This is a genomic window from Enterococcus sp. 7F3_DIV0205 (genome assembly GCF_002141365.2).
Classification (GTDB): Bacteria; Bacillota; Bacilli; order Lactobacillales; family Enterococcaceae; genus Enterococcus_L; species Enterococcus_L palustris.
The window spans coordinates 3,080,442-3,106,335 of record NZ_CP147244.1; the positions used below are offsets into that span (position 1 = coordinate 3,080,442).

5 protein-coding genes are annotated in these 25,894 nt (G+C 34.8%); all 5 read left to right on the forward strand.

Annotated features, from left to right (window positions below):
• Nucleotides 1–276 precede the first annotated feature (276 nt).
• The 5 genes from A5821_RS14435 to A5821_RS14455 all read left to right on the forward strand — a co-directional run bounded on the left by A5821_RS14435 (nt 277) and on the right by A5821_RS14455 (nt 25,764).
• Nucleotides 277–9,720, forward strand: coding sequence for a non-ribosomal peptide synthetase (locus A5821_RS14435; RefSeq protein ID WP_170923050.1), 9,444 nt, complete (start codon nt 277–279; stop codon nt 9,718–9,720).
• Nucleotides 9,713–17,308, forward strand: a complete 7,596-nt coding sequence (locus A5821_RS14440) for a non-ribosomal peptide synthetase (RefSeq protein ID WP_086315419.1) — start codon at nt 9,713–9,715, stop codon at nt 17,306–17,308. Before A5821_RS14435 ends, A5821_RS14440 begins: the two co-directional genes overlap by 8 nt.
• A 2-nt stretch (nt 17,309–17,310) precedes the next feature.
• A complete protein-coding gene (locus A5821_RS14445; RefSeq protein WP_086315420.1) occupies nt 17,311–22,941 on the forward strand; it encodes a non-ribosomal peptide synthetase in 5,631 nt (1,876 codons plus the stop codon).
• 21 nt (nt 22,942–22,962) lie between these two features.
• Nucleotides 22,963–23,655, forward strand: coding sequence for a thioesterase II family protein (locus A5821_RS14450; protein ID WP_086315421.1), 693 nt, complete (start codon nt 22,963–22,965; stop codon nt 23,653–23,655).
• Between the two features lie 1,017 nt (nt 23,656–24,672).
• Entirely contained in the window at nt 24,673–25,764 is a 1,092-nt protein-coding gene (locus A5821_RS14455) for a tyrosine-type recombinase/integrase (protein ID WP_086315422.1), read from the forward strand.
• Nucleotides 25,765–25,894 lie beyond the last annotated feature (130 nt).

Here is a 25,894-nt window from a genome sequence, read left to right on the forward strand (position 1 = left end):
CATTTTGGAAAAAGTCAACTCTATTTTTTGCTGCTTTATGTAGTATTTATTTACACAAGTTATGAAATTTAAAATATTACATTATAAAATAAAAAATAAAATTAAAGTATTTCTTTTTTTTATGACGAAAATCAATTTGACATTTAGTGAAATATTTAATAGACTTTGAATTAAAACAAGTGAATATTCAATATTTTTAATTCAAGGAGAGTTATCAAAAGAATATAAAAATATTTAGCTTGTTTTTTAATATAACAAAATGGAGTGGGTTATACGTTGGAGAATACATTAATTAATCAATTGGAAAAGGATGAATATGAAAAAGTCGTTCATACGTTTAATTCGAACAGAGATACAACCTATGATGAAGTGGATTTAGTTAGCTGGTTTGAAGAGGTAGTTCAACACTATCCACAAAGAACAGCTGTTGGTATCAGTGGTGAGACTCTGACATATGAACAACTGAATCAAAGAGCAAATCACATTGCAAAAACTTTAGTACAAGCAGGTATCGAAAAAGAAGATTTGATTGGTGTTATTTTAAATCGTTCCATTGAATTAGTTGTGACGATATTGGGGATTTTAAAATCAGGTGCTGCGTTTTTGCCGATAGATTCTGAAAATCCTGAAGAACGAATCAAATATATAATCGAAGATAGCAATGTGAAACAAGTAATAACAGATATAAGCTCGAGAGAAAAGTGGGAAAACCGATTAAATAAAAAAATGATTTGTCCAAACTTTACCAATATAAGTGAAGAGAAAGTCAATGTAACTTATTCCCCAAATCAATTAGCTTATGTTATTTATACCTCTGGAACAACAGGAAATCCCAAAGGCGTTATGATCGAGCATAAAGGATTAGTAAATTTTGTCAAATGGAAACTTGGAACAGCAAAATTTGATGAAAAAAGTGTAATGCTTCAAAAAGCTACTTGTTCTTTTGATGCCGCAGTTGGAGAAATCTTCTTAGGGATTCTAGGTGGAGCAAAGCTACAACTATTAACTGACCAAGAAAATAACAATTTCAGCATGTTACTAGAAGTGATTAAAAAAAATCAAGTAACACATATGGTGATGATCCCAACGGTTCTCTCTGTCTTTTTAGATTATGCTGTTGAAGTCGACAAAGAGTCTTATTTAGCATGTTTAAATACGTTATATATCGCTGGTGAAAAATTAGAAGAATCACTGGTGAACAAAATCTGTAGACTAACGCCTTTAACCAAAGAAAACATTTATAATCTCTATGGGCCCACAGAAGCTTCTATCGGCGCTACTTATTTTCATCTAGCTGATTTAGACAATAAATCAACTGTTTCGATTGGTAAAGGTATCAACAATGCCGCCATCTATATAATGGATGATGATAAGTTGTGTGGGATTGATGAACCTGGGGAATTGTGTATTGGAGGAGTCGGTGTTGCTAGGGGGTATCTGAATCGACCAGAGTTGACCAACGAGAAATTTGTCGATAACTGTTTTGGTCTGCCAGGAAAGATTTATAGAACAGGGGATTTAGCAAAGTGGCAAGATAATGGCAATTTAGAATATTTAGGTCGAATTGATGAGCAAGTTAAAATCAATGGCTTGCGAATCGAATTAAGTGAAATTAAAAATACGTTAGCTAGCTATCCGAATATCGATGATGCAGCGGTAATTGTTTCTGAAAAAAATCAGATCGTTGCCTATTATGTATCTAAATCAGAGTATCAAGAAACACAATTAAAAGAATTTTTAGAGAAAAAACTACCGCTATACATGATTCCAAAAAGGTTTATAAAAATCAATGAGTTGCCTGTAAATAATAATGGCAAATTAGATAAGAGTAAATTGCCTATGATTGAAGAAGAATCGGCGGTTAGGACAAAAGAAATAGTAGCACCAAAAACGGAACAAGAACGTGTACTTATTTCTGTGTTTTCAACTGTTTTAAATAACGAAAATATCGGATGTAATCATAACTTTTTCGAGATTGGTGGAGACTCGATCAAGGCTATCAGAATTGTCTCAAAGTTGCGAGAAATTGGCTATAACTTAAGTGTTCCAACGATCATGACTGAGAAAAACTTAGGAAATATTGCGACCCACATGGAATTGAACCAAATCGAGACGCAAGATCAAAACGAGCCGATAATTGTTGGCGAAACACCATTATCTCCAATTCAGAATTATTTCTTTAACAGTAAACTGCCTGTGCCAGAGCATTTTAATCAAACATTTTTGTTGGAATGTAAAAACCTGGAAATAGATAGTTTGAAAAAAGCCTTACTAGCGGTTTGTAACCATCATGACTTGCTGAGAGCGATTTATATAGAGGGGAAACAAATAATTAAGGAGCAAGACAGCTCAAATTTATTTGAGATGATTTCCTTCGATTTAATGAATGAAAAAGAGGCGCTTATTTTTGAAAAAATGGAAGCTATCAGTGACCAAATACAGCCAACTTTAAACTTAACTGAAGGACCCTTGATCAAGGTGGTTGTTTTTCATACAAGAGAAATGGACTATATCTCATTGATCGTTCATCATTTAATGGTGGATGGTATTTCTTGGCGTATTTTAGTAGAAGATATCAATACTGCCTATAGACAATCTCTAGAAGAAAGAACGATTGAATTACCTATGAAAACAGCATCATTTTCTAGATGGTGTGAGTCATTAGAAGCGTTTAGTACGTCCGAAACATTGGAAAAAGAACGCCCTTATTGGAATAAAATCAGTAAATTAGCAACCCAAGCTAATACTACTTTATGTGCACCACAAGATAACCGTGGAACAGGCATTGACGAGATTTCATTATCCAAAGAACTAACAGAAAATCTTATTTTACACTCTAATAAATCATACAATACAGAAATAAACGACTTGTTAGTAACAGCTCTATTCAGAACGATAAATAAAATGACTGCCACGGATACAATTAGTGTACGAATGGAAGGTCATGGTCGTGAGCCGATTCATAAGCCAATTCACATCGATCGAACAATTGGCTGGTTCACAACGATTTATCCAGTAGTTTGTACAGGAATCGGTGGTAGTTTACAAAATGATCTGAAAAGAGTGAAGGAGAATCTGCGTCGTATCCCGAATCATGGTTTGGGTTATAGTGTTTTAGATTGTTACGATGAGCAGTTTGAAGGAGTTCAGACTGAAGTGACGTTTAATTATCTGGGCGATTTTGAGCAAGAGTCTTCAGAGTATGATATTCAAATAAAGACAGTAGAGTATGGTTATCAGATTTCAGAAAACAATCATTTTGGCACGCCAATTTCTATAGATGGTTCTTTGAACAATGGGGTCATTTCATTTGTGTTCATTTACGATAAATCAATGTGTGATGACACAATGATCAAAGAACTTAAAACGTTGTTTGAAACAGAACTGAAAATGGTTGTCGATCATTGTCTTAAAAAAGTCGTACCTGAAAAAACAGCATCAGATTTTGGCGAGACGAATTGGAGCGAAGAAGAGTTTAGACAGGTAGAGACAAATTTTACTAAAGGTAATGATCAGATCGAAAAGATTTATCCTTTAACTCCCCTTCAAGAAGGTTTGTTGTTTCATGAACAGGAAAAAGCCAATTCTAGTGCCTATATTGTCCAAGCGATCTATGAGCTAGGGAACATTGAAATAACAGAATTTAAGCAAGCACTTCATTTATTAGTACAGAAACATAGCGTTTTAAGAACAAGTGTTATTTATAAAAATGTCAGTATTCCAAGGCAAGTGATCCATCAAAATGCTAGTTGTGATGTGGAAAGTATTGATTTAACTGGGACTTTAATAATTGAAGATGCAATGAAGAATATCGAACAAGAAAATATCCGAAGAGGGTTTGATCTTGAAGTAGATGCATTGTTCCGTATAAAGATCATGAAAGTAGCGGCCGATAATTATAAGATGCTAATGAGCTTCCATCATATTATATTAGATGGTTGGTGTAATGCCATTTTGCTGAATGATTTACAAGAATTTTATAAATCATTGCTTGCAGGTCAAGACTACGAAGCAATCAAACAAGGGATTGAACCAGATTATGCACATGCAGAACATGTGAAATATTTAGCGGAAATGAATACCCGTGAGGCAAAAAAATATTGGCATACTCTATTAGAAGATTACACCACAGTTGCAAGTATCCTGCCAACGGCTGTACAAACTGTTAAAACAGAAAACAATCAAATTAAACAAGTTCTAGATAGTCAAACAAGTGAGCAAATCCGCGTTTTAGCAAAATCTTTAAACGTAACAGTCAATACTATTTTTGAATCAGCTTGGGGTATTTTATTGCAAAATTATACGAATACTGAAGATGTTGTTTTTGGGCAAGTAGTTTCAGGAAGAAATAGTCCAATTGCAAATATTGAAGATAAAGTTGGGTTGTTTATCAACACGATTCCAGTTCGAGTACAGAATGAAAAAAATGCTGATTTTACAACGATTGTGACTAATTTACAGACACAACTAAATCAAAGTGGAGCCCATGATCTATATCCGCTAAGCGAGATTCAAAATGAAAATGAACTAGGAAATAAATTAGTACAAACGATTGTTGCTTTTGAAAATTATGAAGAAAATGTGTTGTCTGACATAGAAGTACCGCAGTTTTTACTAGAGGATATCAGAGAAGAAACAAATTATGATTTGACTCTCTCTATTCAAAATGGTGAAAGTTTCGCAGTAAATCTTTTATTTGATGTTTCCAAGTATTCAAAACAAGGTGTGGACTATATTTTGACTCATTTTTGTCAATTGTTGAAAGCGGCTATCCAATCACCGCAGCAGCCAATCTCGACCATTGATTTTCTTACAGATGAGCAACGTGAATTGATTGTATCAGGTTTTAATCAAACTACGACTAAGTATCCAAATGATGTTTCGGTCGTAACGGCATTTAATGAAATTTTACCAACTTATCATAAACAAGTTGCTATAGCGTCTGAGAATCAAGTTTTGACGTATGAGCAATTAGATATACTTTCCACAAATTTAGCGTATAAATTAAAAAATCTAGGGATTATTAAAGGTGATTTAGTTGCTGTAGTGGCTGATCGGGAAGTTGAAACAATAGTACTATTTTTAGGTATTTTGAAGGCTGGTGGGGCCTATTTACCAATTGATAGCAATAGTCCAATAGAACGAATCAAATTTATTCTCAATGATGCAAAATGTAAAGTTCTATGTGATTTTGGTCAGCAGTTACAAGAGTATCCAGTAATAGAAAATTGTACAGTAATCACAAATGATGCATTTGAAGAAAGTGATGATAGACAAGAATTGCCTACGGTTAGTGCAGATGATCTAGCCTATGTCATCTATACTTCTGGTACAACTGGTGTACCTAAAGGAGTGATGATCACACATAAAAATATTCTTCGCTTGGTTCGAAATACGAATTATGTCGATTTTACAAACAGTTACATTTTACAAACAGGTTCACTAACGTTTGATGCGTGCACATTTGAAATTTGGGGTGCGTTATTAAATGGCGGAAGATTGTTTATGACGACCTCTAATGTCTTGTTGGACCCAGAATCATTAGAAGACGTGATCATATCACAAAAAATCAATACTTTATTTATTACAACTGCCTTATTCGTCAATATTGTTGAAATGCATCCTAAAGCGTTTCATTCTTTAAATCGGATCTTAGTTGGTGGTGAGAAAATTGTTTCTGCACCAATCAAACGATTTAAAGAATATAATCCAACTGTTAGCATTTGCAACATTTATGGACCTACTGAAAATACGACGTTTTCTTTATTTGAAGATCTGGATTACGAAATCGAAACGCTCGTACCGATTGGAAAGCCGATCTCAAATACAACGGCTTATGTAATGAAAGAGGAGCAACTGTGCGGTATTGGAATTCCTGGAGAACTTTATTTGGGTGGAGATGGTTTAGCTGCAGGTTATTTAAATTTAGAGAAAAGTACCGATGAAAAGTTCATTGTAACAGAATCAAATCAGCGTTTATACAAAACAGGAGACCTTGTTCGGTGGCTTGAAAATGGTTCAATCGATTATCTAGGAAGAGTAGATGATCAAGTCAAAATTCGAGGATTCAGGATTGAATTAGAAGGAATCACGACCGTCATCAAGCAACTACCTTATGTTAGCAATGCCATAACCATCATTTTTGAAGAAAATGGCCAAAAAGATATTTGCTCTTATGTTCAACTAGAAGAAGTGATAGACCTTGAAACGATCCGTCATGAGTTGATGTTGAAATTGCCGCATTATATGGTACCCAAAGTGCTAATGGATGTGGATAAATTTAAGCTGAATAAAAATGGAAAGATCGATAAATCATCTTTACCTAAACCTCAGATGCCAGAAATGCAGAATTTTGTATCTCCTCGAAATGAAGCAGAAAGGATTGTTTGTGAAACATTCGCTGAAATTTTAGATGTACCACAAATCAGTATTACGGATGACTTCTTTACCTTAGGTGGTCACTCATTGAAAGTTATGCAATTGTCAGCTCAATTAGCGGCAAAAACAGGCACAAAACTAACTTTAGAAGAAATAATGACTGGTCGGACTGTGGAGAAAATTGCGCTTAAACTTCAAAAAGGAGAAACCTATCAGCCGATTCCAAAAGGATCTAGCTTAGAGGCAAGTCCTGCACAAAGTCGAATTCTTTTGGTAGAAGAAACGTTAGTGAATAATACGACCTACAATATTCCAGTTGTATTAACGATCGAAGGTGCAATTTCAGTTAAAGGCTTGAAAGAGTCATTACAAAAACTAAGCCAAAAATATGAAATTTTAAGAACAACTTTTGCATTTAAGGAAGGAACCTATCATCAGGTTATCGCCGATCAAATACAGATCCCAATGTCTACTTCTACAGTTGAAAAAGAAACATTAAATCAAGCTATTTTTGATTTCATTCAGCCATTTGATTTAAATAAAGGGCCACTAATTAGAGGACATGTTTTCTCTACTTCGTTAAATGAACATTATTTTGTTATAGATATTCACCATGCTATTTTTGATGGAGAATCGATTCCGATGTTTGTTTCTGAACTAGCGGCTGCCTACAATGGTGAAGAATTAAAAGAGGCGGCTATTCAATACAAAGATTATAGTTCTTGGAATAAGCAGTTGGATTTACAAAAGCAAGAAAAATTCTGGTTGGATCAATTAGACGGTGCAGAATTAAATACCGAATTTCCAACTGATTTTATTAGAGGATCTGAGGCAAGTTTTGCAGGGGAGAGTTTCTCAATAGACTTACCTAAACAACTGAATGAAAAAATTCAAGCTTTTGGAAAGAAAAATGGCGTAACTAGCTATATTTTCTACGCAGCAATCTTTAATTTATTACTTTCAAGATATACAAGGAAAGAAGAAATTATCACAGGAACGGCTATCTCGGGTAGAACTCATCCCGATGTGGAGAAAATGTTAGGCATGTTCGTAAATACGGTAGCTTTAAAGCAAGATGTTGAGCCTGATGTATCATTTTTGAACTATATAAAACAAGTTCAGACTAATTTCTTTGAAGTGTTCAACAATCAGGACTATCCCTTTGAGCAATTAGTAGAGAAGTTAGCTATTAAACCAGATCAAACGCGCAATCCCATTTTTGACGTAATGTTCTCTTATGAAAATTTAGAGGATGAAAGCTATTCTTTAGGTGACGCTCAGATGAGTTATTATGAGCTGCCTAATAATACAGCGAAATTTGATTTAACATTGACCATCAAAGAACATCCTGAGACAGTCTCGATCAATTGGGATTATAACATTCAGTTATTTAAAGAAGAAACGATGAGAAAAACATCAGAACACTTTGTAAGGTTGATCAAATCTGCACTTGAACAGCCAGATAGTAAATTAATTGAACTTTCAATGATCGATAAAGCAGAAAAAGAAAAACTTTGTTACACGTTCAACACGCAAGAAAAATCCCCATTGCAGCATGAAACAGCTATTTCGTGGTTTGAAGAAAATGTAGTGCATTATCCAAATAGAATTGCTGTAGGTATTGAGGGAATGGAAGTCACGTATGCTGAATTAAATCAAATGGCGAATGCAGTTGCTAAAAAGTTAAAAGCTTCTGGAGTTGAAAGAAATGATGTAGTTGGGTTACTTTTCCATCGCTCCATTGAATTTGTTGCAGCAATCTATGGTGTTTTAAAGGTCGGTGCAGCCTACTTACCGATTGATGTGGAGCTTCCATCTAAGAGAATCGACTATATTTTAGAAAACAGTCACACAAAAGTGATTTTAACAAATGAACCATCCAGTTCATTAAAACGCCAAACAATCCTAGTGTCACCAAAAGAGAGACTAGAAGAAAACCAAACAGTGGAAAGTTCAGCAGATGACTGTGCGTATATTATTTATACATCAGGAAGTACGGGACAACCCAAAGGCGTTAAAATCAAACACAATAGTCTGGTCAACTTGATTGAGTGGCAAAAAGAACAGAGTGAAATCAATGACAAGAGCGTTGTTTTACAAAAAGCGACTTGTTCTTTTGATGCATCTGTGTGGGAGATTTTTCTAGCAACATTATCTGGTGTAAAACTTCAAATGCTCACAGATGATGAAAACCAAGATTATACAAAATTACTGCAATTGATCCAAGAAAAAAAAGTGACACATACCTTGATGGTTCCGACTGTTTTTGATTCTATTTTGGACTATATGAGAGCCGAAAGTGTAACGGATGCTTTGGATGGATTAGAAAAAATCTATCTAGGAGCGGAGTCTTTAACGACAGAACTTTTAGAAAAGTATATAGACGTCACTAAAAATAGAAGTAATGTATCTAAAATTACGAATTTATATGGACCAACTGAAACAACTGTTTGTGCTACCTTCCATGAAGTGAGTGTAGAAGACTTAAATAATCGAGTAGCGATTGGGCAACCCGTGCGAAATACTCAAGTCTATATTATGAATGATGGCAACTTGTGCGGAATCGATGTTGCAGGGGAAATTTGTGTTGGCGGTATTGGTGTATTCAAAGAATATTTGGGCTCGGAAAGTTTAACTAAAGAGAAATTAGTTCAAAGTCCAATTGATTCTAATCAGCAGTTATATAAAACAGGAGACCTTGGGAAAATTGATGAAAATGGTCAGGTTCATTATCTTGGTCGAATCGACAAACAAGTTAAAATTCGTGGATTTAGAATTGAAATTGAAGAAATCGAAAAAGGGCTACTAAAATTGCCGAATATTTCAAGTGCGGCGGTGATCGTCAACGAAAGTCTTGGAAATCCGCAATTATGCGCGTATGTAGTCAGTAAGTCAGTTCTGAATAGTTCAACGATTTCAGCAGAATTAAAAGATGTTTTCCCAGATTATATGGTTCCTAGCTTTATCAAACAAATCGATGAACTACCAAAAAATCACAATGGTAAATTGGATGAAAAAGTCTTGCAGGAAATTCCGATTGAATATAATACAACCATTGTTCCGCCAAAAACAAAAGATGAGGCAAAATTATTGCCGTTGTTTAAAGAAGTCTTGAATGTAGAAGATATTGGTATAACGGACAGTTTCTTTGAACTTGGTGGTTATTCGATCAAAGCTGTTGAATTATCTAGAAGAATTGAAAAAGAATTTGATTTGCGGGTGTCTTTAAAAGATATTATGAAAGAACAAAACGTAAAAAACATTGCTAAAGTCATTAAAAAGAAAAATAAAAAGGTTTTTCAACCGTTATTAAAAGCTGCTGAGGAGTGCTTAGATGAGTAAAAAATATTTAATGAGTTCCAATCAAAAAAGAATATATACACTTGAGCAATCACAAGATTCTAGTGTCACTTATAACATGCCAATTATTTTGAAAGTTGAAAAGGCGTTGGATTATGCTCGTTTGAATCAAGCATTTAATCAATTATGCGAAAGACATGAAGCATTTCGGACAAGTTTTTCAATTGAAAAAGATAAATTTGTACAGCGAATTCATTCACCTCAAAAAAATCGAGTTGAAATCGTTGAAGGATACACCTCAGAAGAAATGATCAAGAACTTTGTGCGACCGTTTGATTTAAGTCAGGCACCGCTGATTCGGATAGGATTAGGAAAAGATCAAGAAGGCTGTACACTTTTACTGATAGATGTCCATCATATTATTTCAGATGGTGCTTCCACAGGTATTTTGTTAGAAGAATTGAGTGAGCTTTATGACGGCAATATTTTAGAGCCAATTGAGCTGCATTATAAAGATTTTTCAGCTTGGCAAAATAGTTTGGATTTAGACGATCAAGAAGAGTTTTGGCAAGAAGAATTGAGTGAGCTTTTGCCAGAAGCTGAGTTACCAGTCGATTTTAAACTGCACGAAAAGCAGTCTTTTAAAGGCAGTCACGTAGAAATGAAAATCGATGCTTCGATTAAAGAGAAAATCGATGGGCTAAACAAGCAAAATCAGACAACCAGTTTTATGGTTTATTTATCGGCATTGATGATTTTTCTCACCAAGTTAAACCGTCAAGAACGTGTAGTCATTGGAACAGCTGCTGAAGGTAGAAACCATCCTTCAGCAGAAGAAATGATAGGGATGTTTGTAAATACCTTGCCGATCATAGGGACGATCGATCATCAGAAAAACTTCATTGAAATTTTAGAAGATATTAAAAATAAGAGTCTAGATGTCTTTGAGAACCAAGATTATCCGTATGAAAAAATTGCAGAGCTAGGAACGAAAAATCCACTTTTTGATGTAATGTTTTCCTATGAAGTAGGCTATGATGAGACGGTTTATATAGGTGGTCAACTTGCTAAAGTAGAACAAATTCAATTGGAAGTCTCAAAATTTGATTTAACGGTCACATTGATCGAGCACGCTTTTGATTACACGATCAATTGGGAATATAATTCAATGCTTTTTAAAGAAGAAACGATTCAACGATTAGCTGATCACTTTGAAGTATTACTGACTAATTTAGTAACACAAACAAATCAACCTGTATGTGAGCTGCAATATTTGAGTTCAAGTCAAATCACGCAAATCAAAAAAGAATTCAATCAACCAAACAGCCTAATAGTACAAGAATCCTTTATTTCTCCAATTCAGTGCTTTGAAGAACAAGTAATGAAAAATCCAGATAAACCTGCTGTTTATTATTTAGAAGAAAAACTGACATATAGTCAGTTGAATGAACGAGCAAATGCTGTAGCACAACAATTAAAGCAGAAAAGTGTCGGGAAAAATGATGTTGTGGCGTTGATCGTTGAACAGTCTACAGAATTAACGATCGGTATATTAGGTATTTTAAAAGCAGGGGCGGCTTATCTTCCGATTACACCGACAACACCGATTGAACGAATCAACTACATTATAGAAGATAGTCGATCTAAAGCAGTTCTTTGTTCAGCTGGGACTGAAAAACGAGTCTCTGGAGAACTTGTTTGTGAGCCTATGATTCTTCATGCAGAGGACTGTCAAAAAGAATCGGTTGAACGAGAACAAGTCGAAGGCTCAGATCTTGCTTATATTATTTATACTTCTGGTAGTACAGGAAAGCCCAAAGGTGTCATGATAGAAAATCATTCTTTGATGAATTTGATAGAGTGGCAAAGAAATGAAGGAAATGTCTCAGGAAAAAGTACCATTTTGCAAAAGGCAATCTATACTTTTGATGCATCAGTTTGGGAAATTTTTCTAGCTTTACTTTCAGGTGCTTCGTTACAGATGATGTCATCTGAAGAACATGAGGATTTCGGCAAATTACTAGATGTATTTGAAAAAAATCATGTGACGCATTTCCTAATGGTACCGACATTTTTAGAAGCTTTATTAAATTATACAAAAGAAAACAAACGTGAAAAAGCATTTGAAACGATTGAAGCGGTTTATGTGGGGGCTGAAAAAGTGACCAATCATTTACTTACTCAATTTGTCGACACTACAGGGAAAAAACTATCGATCATTCGGAATTTATATGGACCAACAGAAGGCACTGTGTGTGCAACGTACTATCAATATCCTGATCAGCTGGATAGTCAAGATACACTGATAGGTAAAGCCATTCATCAGGCACAAGTTTATGTAATGAACGATCAGACATATTGTGGGATCGGAATTCCAGGAGAATTGTGTATTGGTGGTGCTGGTGTTGCCAGAGGCTACTTAAATCAACCAGAATTGACCGCTCAACAATTCGTAACATTGGATGGAAAGGTTATTTATAAAACAGGTGATTTAGGAAAATATAGAGCAGATGGCTCGATCGATTACCTTGGAAGAATAGATAATCAAGTGAAAATCCGTGGATTTCGTGTGGAGTTAGCCGAAATCAGACAGACTCTGTTACAAATACCTGAAATACTATCAGCTGCTGTGACTGTAAAAGAACAAAAAGGAACAGACTATCTGTGTGCCTATGTAGTAACAGATCATTCATTGGCGGAAAATGATTTAAAAGACTATTTAAGCCGATCATTGCCAGATTATATGGTACCGAATTACTTTAGTTTCTTAGACAAATTGCCGATTACTGCAAATGGGAAGTTAGATGAAAAACAGTTACCTACACCAGATACTTCCAAAACTAAATTGTTTTTGGCCCCGAAGACTGAGAAAGAAGAACAGATTGCCACTGTATTGAAAGACATTTTGCAATTGGAGCAAATCAATCTTTTGGATAGTTTTTATGAACTAGGTGGGGATTCGATCAAAGCTATTCGGGTCGTTTCAAAAGTGAGAGAACTTAACTATCAATTAACTGTAAAAGAGATCATGCAAGCTAGAACGATCAAAGAAATTATCCAAAAAATACATGTTATCACTCAAAAAATGGATCAGGAAATAGTAACAGGTGTGGTTCCTCAAAGTCCAGTACAGCAGTTCTTTTATTCAAGTAATTTAAATACCCCAGAACATTTCAATCAGTCACTGATTTTAGAAATAGATGGTTTGATAGATGAAGCGCTATTGAAAAAAGCGATAGATGAACTTGTTTTACATCATGACATGCTAAGAATGGGTGTCAAGCAAAAGCAACAAACGATTTTCGATTGGAAACAAGAAGCAAATTACGATTTTCATTCTTTCCAATTGAAGGAAGATGGACCAATACCAACGGAAGAAATTCAAACGATCGGTGCTCCATTTCAGGCAATGTTTACTTTTGATCAGTCACCGTTACTAAGAATTTTAGTTTTTCAATCGAAACAGACATCGTATCTTTGGGTCCAAATGCATCATTTGATTGTTGACGCGGTGTCATGGCAAATTTTTATTGAGGATTTAAATCGAAGCTATGAAAGTTTGCTGAATGATCAGACTAGCCAATTGCCGCAAAAAACGACTTCTTACCCAGCATGGAGTGAAGGGTTGAAAGAGTTGACGCAACGTTATGAAATAAAAAAAGACGAAGACTATTGGCAAGAAGTCAATCAGAAAATAACAAGTACAAGTCTATTCGATCAGACGATTCCAACAAATCAAAGTCAGACGTTTACGTTTGAATTAGGCGTAAAAGAAACTAAGCAGCTTCGTTTTGAGGCAAATAAGGCATTTTCTACAGATATCAGTGACTTACTGTTAACTGCTTTAGCAAAATCTCTAGGAAATATCTTTGATAAAAACAATGTTTCCTTTACGTTAGAAGGACATGGTCGCGAATTGTTTGAATCAGTGGGCTCTGTAGACCGAACAATCGGTTGGTTTACATCCATGTATCCTTTAATGGTTACATTAGAAGAAACGTTGGAGGCAACAATCAAAAATGTTAAAGAGTCAATTAGAAAAATTCCGAATAAGGGAATGAGTTATGGTCTATTAGCGACGTATACAGATAAACTGACAACCCAACAAACTGATGTGGTATTTAATTATCTTGGTGAATTAGGGAACAGTAAAGACAATACACAATTATTTACGATCAGTGATATTGCCAATGTGAATGATAGTGCTAAAGAAAATACAATTGGTAGTCCATTATCAGTCAATTGCTACATTCAAAATGATCAGTTGATCACTGATTTAGTTTACGCTACACCTATTCTTTCAAGTAAAGAAATCGATGTTATCAGTAGTAGTTATCAAAAAGAACTGTCAGCGATCATTGACTATTGTCAACGTGTAACCGAACCGCAACAAACCGCTTCTGATTTAGGCGAATTTTCATGGAACCAAGCTGAATTTGATTTGGCTCAACAAAGAGCGAACGAACTATTAAGTGGAAAAATCCAAAAAATCATTCCGTTGACATCGATGCAAGAAGGACTACTGTATCATAAATTGCTTGACGAAGCGTCAACAAGCTATGTGATTCAATGTTCTTATGAAGTAAATACACAAATGAATCAACCATTACTGGAACAAAGTTTGAGTATGCTTGCTGAAAAACATCCAGCATTAAAAACCAATATACTATACAAAGAAATCAAAGAACCAAGGCAAGTCATTTTTTCAGATCGAGACTTAGAATGTTCAAGTTATGATTTTTCTAAAGTGGCAAATGCTGAAGAACAGTTTGCTCAATACAAAGTCGCTGATGTGAATAGAGGTTTTGATCTAGAAAAAGAAGCTCTCTTTAGAGTGTCGCTCGTGGAAATGCCGGCAGGACAACGCCTTATTTTTACCTTCCATCATATTATTATGGACGGCTGGTGTTTGTCGATTGTTTTAAATGACTGGATGAAGATATACGAGGCATTGCAAAATAACGATGACACAATTGTTTTAATTCAGTCTGAAACAGATACAATCTACGAGGACTATGCACGAACAGTTGCAGATCTAGATAAAGAAGCAAGTTTAAATTACTGGGAAAGCTTATTAGAAGAATACGAAACCCAAGCAAGTTTTACAGGAATGTATCCTAAAAACGATCAAAATGCTGAGGTTAAAGCGATCTTTGACTCACTTTCAAAAGAAGACACATCTAGAATCCAAACGTTTGCCAAAGAAAACAGCATAACTATGAATACAGTTGTCGAAACGCTTTGGGGACTCATTTTGCAACGATACAATCATACAAACGACGCTGTTTTCGGTAAAATGGTTTCTGGTAGAAATTTACAATTAGAGGGAATCGAACAGGCTGTTGGATTGTTCATCAATGCAATACCAGTAAGAGTTAAAAGCGAGGAAAAAGATTCATTCGTACACTTAGCCAAAGAGATTCAGAATCAATCGATCGAAAGCGATGAACATACGTATTGTTCATTATCCGAAATTCAAAATAGAACACTATTAGGAAAAGAATTGATTCACACAATTATAGTTTTTGAAAATTATGCTGTACAAGAAGCAGATGAAGCAATCAGTTTGCTAGGTGAAATGGAAGATTATCGCGAGCAAACAAGTTATCCAATTTCATTGAGTGTTGGTGCGGCAGATGAACTGAGCTTCAAATTGATGTTTGATGAGCGTTTGTTTACGGAAACTGAGGCGCAATTGATTTTATCTCGAATTATTTGTGGATTGAAAGAGTTGGCTCGAAATCCAGCATTGACCTGTGGCGATTTTTCTTTAGTAAATGAGGATGAACAAAGGCAGGTAATTACTGTATTTAACCCAGAAAAACAAGAAAATAGCAGCTATCCAACGATTTTAGCAGCGTTAAAAGCACAAGCTCAAAAACATCCAGATAAAGTCGCTGTTGTTTTTGAACAAGAGCAATTGACGTACGCGCAATTAGAAGAAAAATCAACGATAGTGGCGAAACGGATACTTGCAACGGGAGTTCAAGAGACAGCTTTTGTCGGCTTATATTGTGACCGAACAATCGAAATGGTTGTAGGAATTTATGGGATTATGAAAGCTGGCGCGGCTTATATTCCATTATCGCCAACTTTACCAGAAGAAAGAATCGCTTATATTTTGAAAGATAGCGAGATTAATCTTGTATTAAACGGTCAAACGGAGAGAGCCGTATCCTTAGATGCAAAAGTGATCAACTACACAGTTGAAGAACTAGAGCCAGATGAATTCGCTCAAATCATGTTGCCAGAGCTGACACCAGAAGATAATGCGTATGTCATTTACACTTCAGGAACAACGGGTAACCCTAAAGGAGTCATTGTAGGTCATGCCTCTTTGATGAATTTGGTCAACTGGCAGAAAGATTACTTTGATCTTGATTCAAACCAGACGATTTTACAACAATTTTCATTTATTTTTGATGGATCGGTATTTGAATTATTTGCTGGGTGCCTAGTTGGTGGAACGCTTGAGATTATATCGGATGAGGTGAAAAATGATCCAGATCGTTTCTTGAAAAAACTAGATCAAAAAATCCTTATTACAGTACCGTCCCTTTTCAAAATGTTATTAGAATTTGCAGAAGAAAATGGTCGACAAGACGAAATCAATCAACTAAGCAAGGTCGGACTTGCTGGGGAAGCGACAACGATGGCGTTAGTCGAGAAATTTTATCAGGTAATGACCAAAGGAAAGACACTTCTTTATAATCTTTATGGACCAACTGAAACGACTGTCTGTGCTTCTGCCTATCAAGTGTCAAACCAATTGTATAAATCTGTTCCTATCGGCAGTGCTATTGCCAATTCTAAATTATTTGTCTTTCACCAAGAGAAAATTTGTGGAATAGGTATGCTAGGAGAGTTATGTATAAGTGGTGATAACTTAGCTTTGGCGTATTTAAATAATCATAAGACAACTGCAGAAAAATTTGTTCAAAATCCTGTGATTCCAACAGAGCAAATGTATCGAACCGGTGATTTAGTGAAGTGGCAGGAAGATGGCAATATTCAATATGTAGGAAGAATCGATGAACAAGTGAAAATACGTGGTTTTAGAATTGAACTAGGTGAAATTGAAAACCAGCTGGGACTTATTCCAGGTGTTTGGGATGCCTGTGTGATTACTAAAACGATTAACAATGAATTAGCATTGTGCGCATATCTTGTAACTAATGAAGCAATGACTGCGTTTGAAGTGAAAGAGCAATTGAAAAAAACATTACCAGATTATATGATTCCAGGCTATATCACGATTATGGATAAGTTGCCTGTCACTAAAGCAGGGAAAATCGATAAACGAAATTTACCTGAACCAGAACTGAATCCAAGTATTTCTTATGAAGCACCAAGAAATGAGTTAGAAGCGACGATTTGTAATTTGTTTGAAGAAATTTTAGAAATCGAACAAGTCGGTATCGACGATGATTTCTTTGAACTAGGTGGTCATTCTTTAAAAGCTGTTCATTTAGCAAATGGCATTTCAACATTCTCAGGGGTGAAGGTTCCATTAAGTGACATCCTCCAAGAGAAAAATGCTCGTAGTATAGCAGAAAAAGTCAAAGAATTAACTTCCGCAGGTTCTTTGGTTCTTGATAGCATTGAAATTGTGGACGATGAGGAGTTATAAAGGTGAGTAAAAAATATTTAATGAGTTCTGCTCAAAAAAGAATTTACACGATTGAGCAAGTACAAGGAGAAGGTATCACATATAATATTCCGATTGCTTTTCAATTATCACAACCGATAGAGTTAGAAAAACTGAACAGCTCTTTAAACAAACTAATTGAGCGACATCAGGTATTAAGAACTTATTTTGATATGATCGATGGTAAATTCGGACAAATCGTAGAAGAAGATTATAAATTTTCAATTGAAATGATTAGTGATTCTGCCAAACCGCTATCGGTGATCATAGATGAATTTGTTAGACCCTTTACTATTGATGCTTTGCCTTTGTTACGAGTGTGCTACTGCACACTTGTAACAGGCGAACGATATCTACTATTTGATGCCCATCATATCATTATGGATGGTGGCTCAATGGGGATTTTTTTAGAAGAATTGAGTTATTTATATGATGATAAGCCGTTGCCGCCTGTGAAGTTGCAATATAAAGATTATAGTGCATGGCATAGAAAAAAAGATAAGCAGTCCAGCAAACAATTTTGGCTGGATGAGTTTTCAGATGGCTTACCAGAATTTGAATTATTTTATGACTATCCACGCCCTAAAGAGAGAGAATATTGTGGTGATACGATTAGTACGTGTTTATCTGCCGAACAGATCAAACAGTTGAATCAATTGACTGAAAAAACGGGTGCAACAAATTACATGATTTTTATTGCGTGTTTTATGATCTTTTTATCAAAATATTCAGGCAGTGAAGATGTCGTGATCGGTACGACCATGTCGGGGCGGGATCATCCAGATATTCAAAATCTATTGGGGATGTTTGTTAATACAGTTCCGATCAATGATAAGATACAATCAAACGAAAATTTCCTTGTGTATTTAGATCGTATCAAGCATAAGCTAATGCGTATTTTTGATCATCAAGATTATCCATTAGATGAAATCATTGAGGATTTGAAGGCTCCGATTTGTGAAAATAAAAATCCTATTTTTGATATTCTTTTTAACTATCAAAGTAATGGACAATTGGATGTAACATTGGGAGATAGCCTATTAGCTGAGGTTCCAAGAGAGTCTCATGTGGCAAAATTTGATCTGACGTTTAATTTAGGTATAGCAGAAAATCAAGTAGAGCTAGTTTGGGAATATGATGTTAATTTATTCAAAAAATCAACTGTTGAACGAATGCAGCAGCATTTTGTAACATTGATGGGGGCTATTTTAGCAGATGTAACTAAACCAATTCGAGAGTTTTCATGTTTGGAGCAAGAAGAAATCACAAAAATCATGACTCAATTTAATAGCTCAGAACCTGAATTACCCCAAGATGAGACGGTCATCGATCATTTCAAAGAACAAGTGAAGAACTATCCGACGAGTATTGCTATTGCAGGACCAGACAAAACCTTGACTTATGCTGAATTAGATCATGAATCAACAAAAATTGCTTCTTTGATCCAATCTAAAAAAGCTGAATCAGAGATTATTGCGATTCTTGCTGTAAGAGAAGTTCAAACCATTATAGCGTATTTAGGTATTTTAAAAGCAGGTTGTGCGTATCTGCCGTTAGATCCTAAAAGTCCGAAAAAGAGAAATAAAGAAATTGTAGAAAAAAGTCAGGCTGGGTTACTGATCGATTTTACTTCAGAACAATGTGATGATGATTTCTCAGTAGCTAAAGTAACATTAGCTGATTTAGAAAGACCTGATTTAATCGTTAGTTATCAGCCTGTCCAACTTTCAAAGCATTCATTAGCATATGTGATTTATACGTCTGGTACAACGGGGGAACCTAAAGGAACAATGATTGAGCATAAAAGCATTATTCGCTTAGTCAAAGAACCAAATTATGTCCAACTGGCTCAGCCAAGAATTTTGCAAACTGGTTCCCTAACTTTCGATGCAAGCACTTTTGAAATTTGGGGTGCGTTGTTAAATGGTGGAACATTACATTTATCAGAAATTGAAAATTTAGTTGATCCAGATAAATTAGAAGAAATAATTGAAATGAACCAGATCGATGTGATGTGGTTGACCTCTTCTTTGTTTAATCAATTAGTTTCCTTAAATGAGCAAATTTTTTCATCCCTAAACTATCTATTGATCGGTGGTGAAAAGCTGTCAAATTATCATGTCTCTAAATTTAAGCAAGCCAATCAGCAAACTCACTTGATCAATGGCTATGGTCCGACGGAGTGTACAACTTTTGCTTTGACTTATGAAATTTCTGAGCCATTCATGCAGACGATTCCGATCGGTAAGCCAATCAATTATACTACGGCGTTGATTTTTTCTGACGAGTCGCTTTGCGGGATCGGAATGCCAGGAGAATTATATTTGGGTGGCGAAGGGCTTGCCAGAGGTTATTTAGGGAAGGATGAATTAACAGATGAAAAATTCATAAAAAATCCATTTAACCCCAAAGAAAAATTATATAAAACTGGAGATCTAGTTCGGTGGGATGAAGCAGGGCAAGTTGAATTTTTAGGGCGAATCGACCAACAAGTAAAAATTCGTGGATTTAGAATTGAGCTTAAAGAAATTGAAGCACATCTGTTAGATATTTCTGAAATGAAAGAAGCAGCTGTGATTGTTGTTGAAAGCGAAACCTCAGCAGAAAAACAGCTTATTGCCTATGTGAGTACTACAAAGAATATTTCTGAAAAACAAATAAAAGAATCTTTAAGAGCGCAATTACCCGAGTATATGATCCCAAAAGCGATTATTCTCTTAGATTCGTTACCAACCACTAAAAATGGAAAATTAGCTGTTGACCAATTACCAGAGCATCAGCTCGATCTAAATAAAGAAGAAAAAGAACAACCAAAAACGCAAATACAAATGAATATTTTAGCGATTTTTAAAGAAATCCTTAATCAAGATGAGATTGGGATAAATGAAGATTTCTATGACTTAGGTGGAGATTCAATTAAAGCTATCCGAATTGTATCAAAACTGAAAGAACAGGGGTACTCACTTACAATCAATGACATTCTTCAGTACCGAACGATCAAAGAATTAAGCACGAATCTGAAACAAAACAAAAAGATGGCTCTTGATCAGAGTGATGTGACAGGAGCAGTTCTTTTTACACCGATCCAGCAAAAATTTATGGATGAACAGTTAGCGGAACCTAATCATTTTAATCAATCGATCATGCTTGAATTTGCGACAGAACAATTGAGTGAAGGAAAAATGACACAAGCATTGCAAGAAATCATGATCCATCATGATATGTTACGGGCTATTTATAATGGAGGGCAGTCTGTTCAGCCGAGAGAAATGGTCTCTTCATTTACACTGAAGCGTTATAATTTTGAACAAGATAGTCGGACAATCGATTGGTTTGATCAAACAACTGAAATCTATCAATCAATGCAAAAATTAAGCAATGCTGCACAAGCAGACCTTTCTTTGGCAGATGGTAGAGTCTTTAAAGCAGTTATTTATCAGTTTAGAGATCGTAGTTTCTTATTGCTAATTGCCCATCATTTGGTTGTTGATACCATTTCTTGGAAAATCATCTTGGAGGATCTTGAAACAGCCTATAATGCACTCAAAGCTGAACAAAAAATAAAACTCCCATTAAAAACCATGTCTTATCAAAAATGGAGTCAAGAATTAGTTGACTACAGTAAGAGTGAGGAACTAGCTAATGAGCTATTATTTTGGCAAGAAACAGCGGCAATTGTTGAAAAAAGTCAGTTGAAAAATGATTTAGATGCTGAACGAACCAAACAAGTAACAATCTTATCCACTCAATTAGGTATGAGAAAAACAACTGAGCTTTTAATGCAGAAAAATCGCTTTAGTCATTTCTACATCAATGAAATTTTGATTACCGCTCTAACTAGAGCAATAGCGAGAGTAACTGGAAATTCAGCGGTTTCCTTACTTATGGAAGGCCATGGCAGGGAACAACTAACGGATGATACTGAGATTGATCGAACTGTTGGATGGTTTACAGTCACCTATCCAGTTGCGTTTTCGTTGGGGAATAATAGTATTGAAGCTGATATTTTAGAAGTAAACCGTTCATTGAAAGCAATTCCTAAAAATGGTATTGGTTATGGGCTTGCTAAAACAGTTTTACCTGAAATTTCTAAGGCTGAACCAATGGTTACATTCAATTATTCAGGAGAGTTTAATGAATCACAGCAAGGAGATCACTTATTCAAGATGAGTCCTGCGCCGCAAGGAAATGAAGTTAGTCCTAATAATCAATTTGGAACGCCGATTGCAGTTAATTTAGTGATCGTAGACAAAAATTTGAATAGTAATATCGTCTATGACAATCGTCTTTTTTCAAAGGAATTTATTCAAAATGTAAATGAGCGATTTTTAAAAGAAATAGATGAAATTTTAGATTTTTTACAGAATGAACCGCAATCTGTCACAGATGAAGGGGACTTATTTGTTCCAATTAATTGGGAAGGTTCACCAGTTAAGCAAGTGATTCAGCCTTCAGCTATGCAAAGAATGTTTTTGGATACGTTAGATGCTACGATGGTTTATGCAGCATTTGAGCTACCTACATCAGATTCTGAACGAATCATTGAAGCAGTAAAACAAGTTGTGTATGAGCAGCCTTTACTGCGTACGAGTTATGGATGGCAGGGAGAAAAATTCAGGTTGTATGAACATCCTTTTGAGGAGTCGTTTACAATTCCTTTTATTGATTTAAGTGATAGACCAGAGGAAGATAAGGTTATCTTCCAAAAGGGAATAAAAGATAACATGGTATCAGCACTTAAAAATGAAACAACAAATGCCCTATATCATATGCTGCTTACCCAAATAAATGAAGAAACAACGATTTTACATCTACTGATTTCTCATACTATTTGGGATAAGTATAGTGATACAGTATTTTACGATCGAATAAAAGAATACATTATGAATCCTGTTAAAAATCCTAAACCTAACATTGGCTATCTTTTACCTAAACCTGTCCTTGACGAGGAATCAGAGCTGAAAAAACTGGAAGCACATCTGTTGATGTTTAAGCAAAATAAAGAGCATATTCGTGTTGAACAAAAAAGAAAGCAAGAGTTTTCTATTTGCTTGTCTACATTAAGTTTAGGGGAAAAGACGAAAAAATATTATGGGAAAAATCATTGGGCACTTATTATGTATTTAGCTCAAATTATTATTCGTAAAAACCATGGAATCGATTATCCTCAAACAATTCCTGTTTATGTTGTGCAAGAAAATAGAAAATACTTACCAGCAGATTTTGCACAAGCGATTGGTCCGTATATTGACTTATGGCCAGTTTTACTTAATCAGTCAGTCGACAATATAGAAGAACAGATGGGCTATTTGCAGCAGTTAAAACTAGATACTCAGATTAGCCTGATCGATGAATTGAGTAAAATGGATAGTGACTATACAAATAAAGAGATATATTCAATCAATAACCAAACAGTTTTTGAATTCACAAGTGAAACCTTGGAAACCGCTAAAAAACAAGTAGAGATAATGGAAAACGTTGATGGGTTTGAGATCGTTATCAACAAATATTTAGATCAACTAGTTCTAATTTACCCAGAAAATATAAACCAGAAAAAACAACTGGATACTCTACTACAAAGTGCTTGCGACCAGCTAGAACTGGAATTACGTTAGAATGGAAATGGGAGAAAAAAGATGATTCAATTAGTTATGCTTCCTTACGCCGGGAGTATCGTAAATCCTTATAAAGAATGGTTAGAGTTGAATGATGAGCATTTTGAAATTATTCAAATCGAATATGATGGTCGGGGGCGGAGAAGTTTTGCAGATAGACCGCAATCTTGGCGGATGTTGATTGACAAAACCTTAAAACAAGTATTAGAATGTGTGGATTTTACCAAAGAGTATATTTTATTTGGTCATAGCATGGGAGCCAGAGTTGCAATGGATATTTATAAGAAGCTTGAAAAGATGACGATCAGACAACCCAAACTGTTGATATTTTCTGGAAGTGAGACTTTTCGTTCAAAGACTTATGAATCGATTTTATCTGCACCAACTAAAAAATTTAATCAATTTTTCTTTAAGTTAGGTGGAATTCCCAAGGAAGTCATTGAAGAAGTTGAGCTGTTAGAGCTAGTGACAGATTATTTGAGGGAAGATTTAGCATTATTAAATCAGTTCAGCATTAGCCCCAAAAAAACAAGAGTAAGTTGTCCAGTACTTATTTTTAATGGAACACAAGAGAAAAAGAGCGAGCTAAAAGAGTGGATGGATCTTATAGGCTCTAATTGCGAACAGATCGTTTTTCAAGGAGATCATTTCTTTATTAGAAATAATGTTCAAGAAATTCTTTCTGCTATTAAGAAAAAAGTGAATGAAAGCTAGCTTATTGACGATGCTTTGTTGAATAGTGCTGTGAAAGAAAAAAACTAATATAAAAGAATAAAAAAAAAGAAAAAAGAAAGCACCCCTGAAAAGATAAACAGGGTGCTTTTTTCTATAAAAAAACATTTATTTTTTTCTAACTTTGCTTAAAGTAGATGATAGTTCGTGATAAAAAAACAGGATAATAAAAAAGAGGATGGGAATTTAACTGTAAAAAAAAACTATTTATAGAATTATTTTTTTTTAGAAGGAAAGAAAAGATTAAAAAAAAAAATTAGATTGGAAACTTCAGCCTTGGTATTGTAACATTGTAATTAATAACGCGTGTCATTTTTAACTTCTATACTGTGGCAGGTAGATCTGTTTTATTTAGAGAATTATGAATGCGCAACCAAAAAAATGAAAGAGTATTAAAAGGTGATTGAAAATGAAAAAAATTAGGTGAGACTTAAGAAATGTTGGTTGTAAGATAGTAAAAAAGGGAAGTTACAAAGTTAGTACCATGAGTTATGGGGAGTTAGTAATGAAAACGTAAAAATGCATTGGAGAGAAGGATAAAAATGTTGGAAATCGACTTAACTGTGTTGATTTTGAGGGGAAAAATTTAATGATATTTTTTCTTGTTCTTTGTAGGAACAAGAAATGAGAAAATGAAATTTTGATGAATAAAAAATGTTGGTTTTATAAACAGTCTTATTCACTCAACACCTAGTATTGTACTATTTAAGTAGGCTGAATGTCAATAGGTATTGGTGTAATTGGTTTTATAAAAAAAAGTCTTAATCTCTTATGTTATTAAAAAACGTTCATAATGATATTTTCTTGCGGATATAAAAACGTTTTGCAAAAGAAATATAGTACTAATTTGATATTTTATGAATGAATAATTCTCCCCTGAAAATTGGGAATGCGTATATTTAGTTGAATAAAATGCTGAGAAAACAACGATTCGGTACTTTAATTCCAACGCCGTCAAATACGCCGTCACAAATCAAAAAATGAGAGAGGGATTTTATCATGGCAAAAAGAGGAGAAAACATATATAAGAGAAAAGATGGCCGCTGGGAAGGCCGTTATATAAAGGAACGAAAAATGGATGGGAAAATTCGTTATGGTTACATTTATTCTAGAAAGTATTTGGAAGTAAAACATAAATTAATGTTACTAAAAGCTGATTCACTTAGAGATCCTGAGTTTCAATCAACCTATACTGGAACACTGACTGAGTGGTTTGAAGTTTGGCTTGATACAATCGTCAAAACAAGAGTTAAGCTAAGTACTTATAATAGTTATAAAAGTAAAGTTCAATTGCATATTTTGCCGAGGATTGGTGCTATTCGATTAACTGAATTATTACCGACAGATATCGATCAATGGATTTTGCAGTTAAGTCTGTCACTATCGCCAAGCTCAGTGCATGCTGTTCATCGCGTTTTGAAAAATGGTTTAGCTCAAGCGGTTCGTCAAAATTTATTGAAAAAGAATCCAGCGCTAAATATCGATTTACCCAAGTTGGAAAAACAAAAAGTACGAGCTTTTTCTGTAGCACAACAAAAAAAAATTAAAGCAGCTGCCATTGCAGATGAAAAATACTTACCGATTATTCTAGCGTTAGAAACTGGAATGCGCATCGGTGAGATCAGTGCCTTACAATGGGGTGACATAGATTTTACTGAAAAAACAATTCATATTCAAAGAACACTCCAACGATTGCAAGTGGACAGTGGTAAAACGGCTTTGATTGAAGGAACACCAAAAACGTTTCAATCTGAGAGAACCTTACCATTATCAAACCAACTTGAAACCTATCTAATTGAAATCAAGCAATCTTCTAAAAGTTCATATGTTGTTGGAATTGCCGATTCTTGTACTGAACCACGAACGATTACGTATCGATTTAAAAACCTTTTGGAGCAGCTGCAAATAACACAGTTACCTTTTCATGCATTGCGGCATACCTTTGCAACTCGTTGCTTAGAGTTGGGGGTGAACATTGCTACAATAAGTTCAATGTTAGGTCATACCTCAACTAAGATGACGTTGGATGTCTACACAAATTCATTTATGAAAGATGAAAGACAAGCAATTGAAAAAATTTCTACTATTTAATTGCTTATTCTAAAAAAAACAAATTAATGATCCAGTTAAAACCATTTGATAAGCTCATATGGTTTTTTTATTATGTTTTTTTAGCATTAACACTGGATTTCAGCCGTCAAGAAAGCCGTCAAGGTAAAAA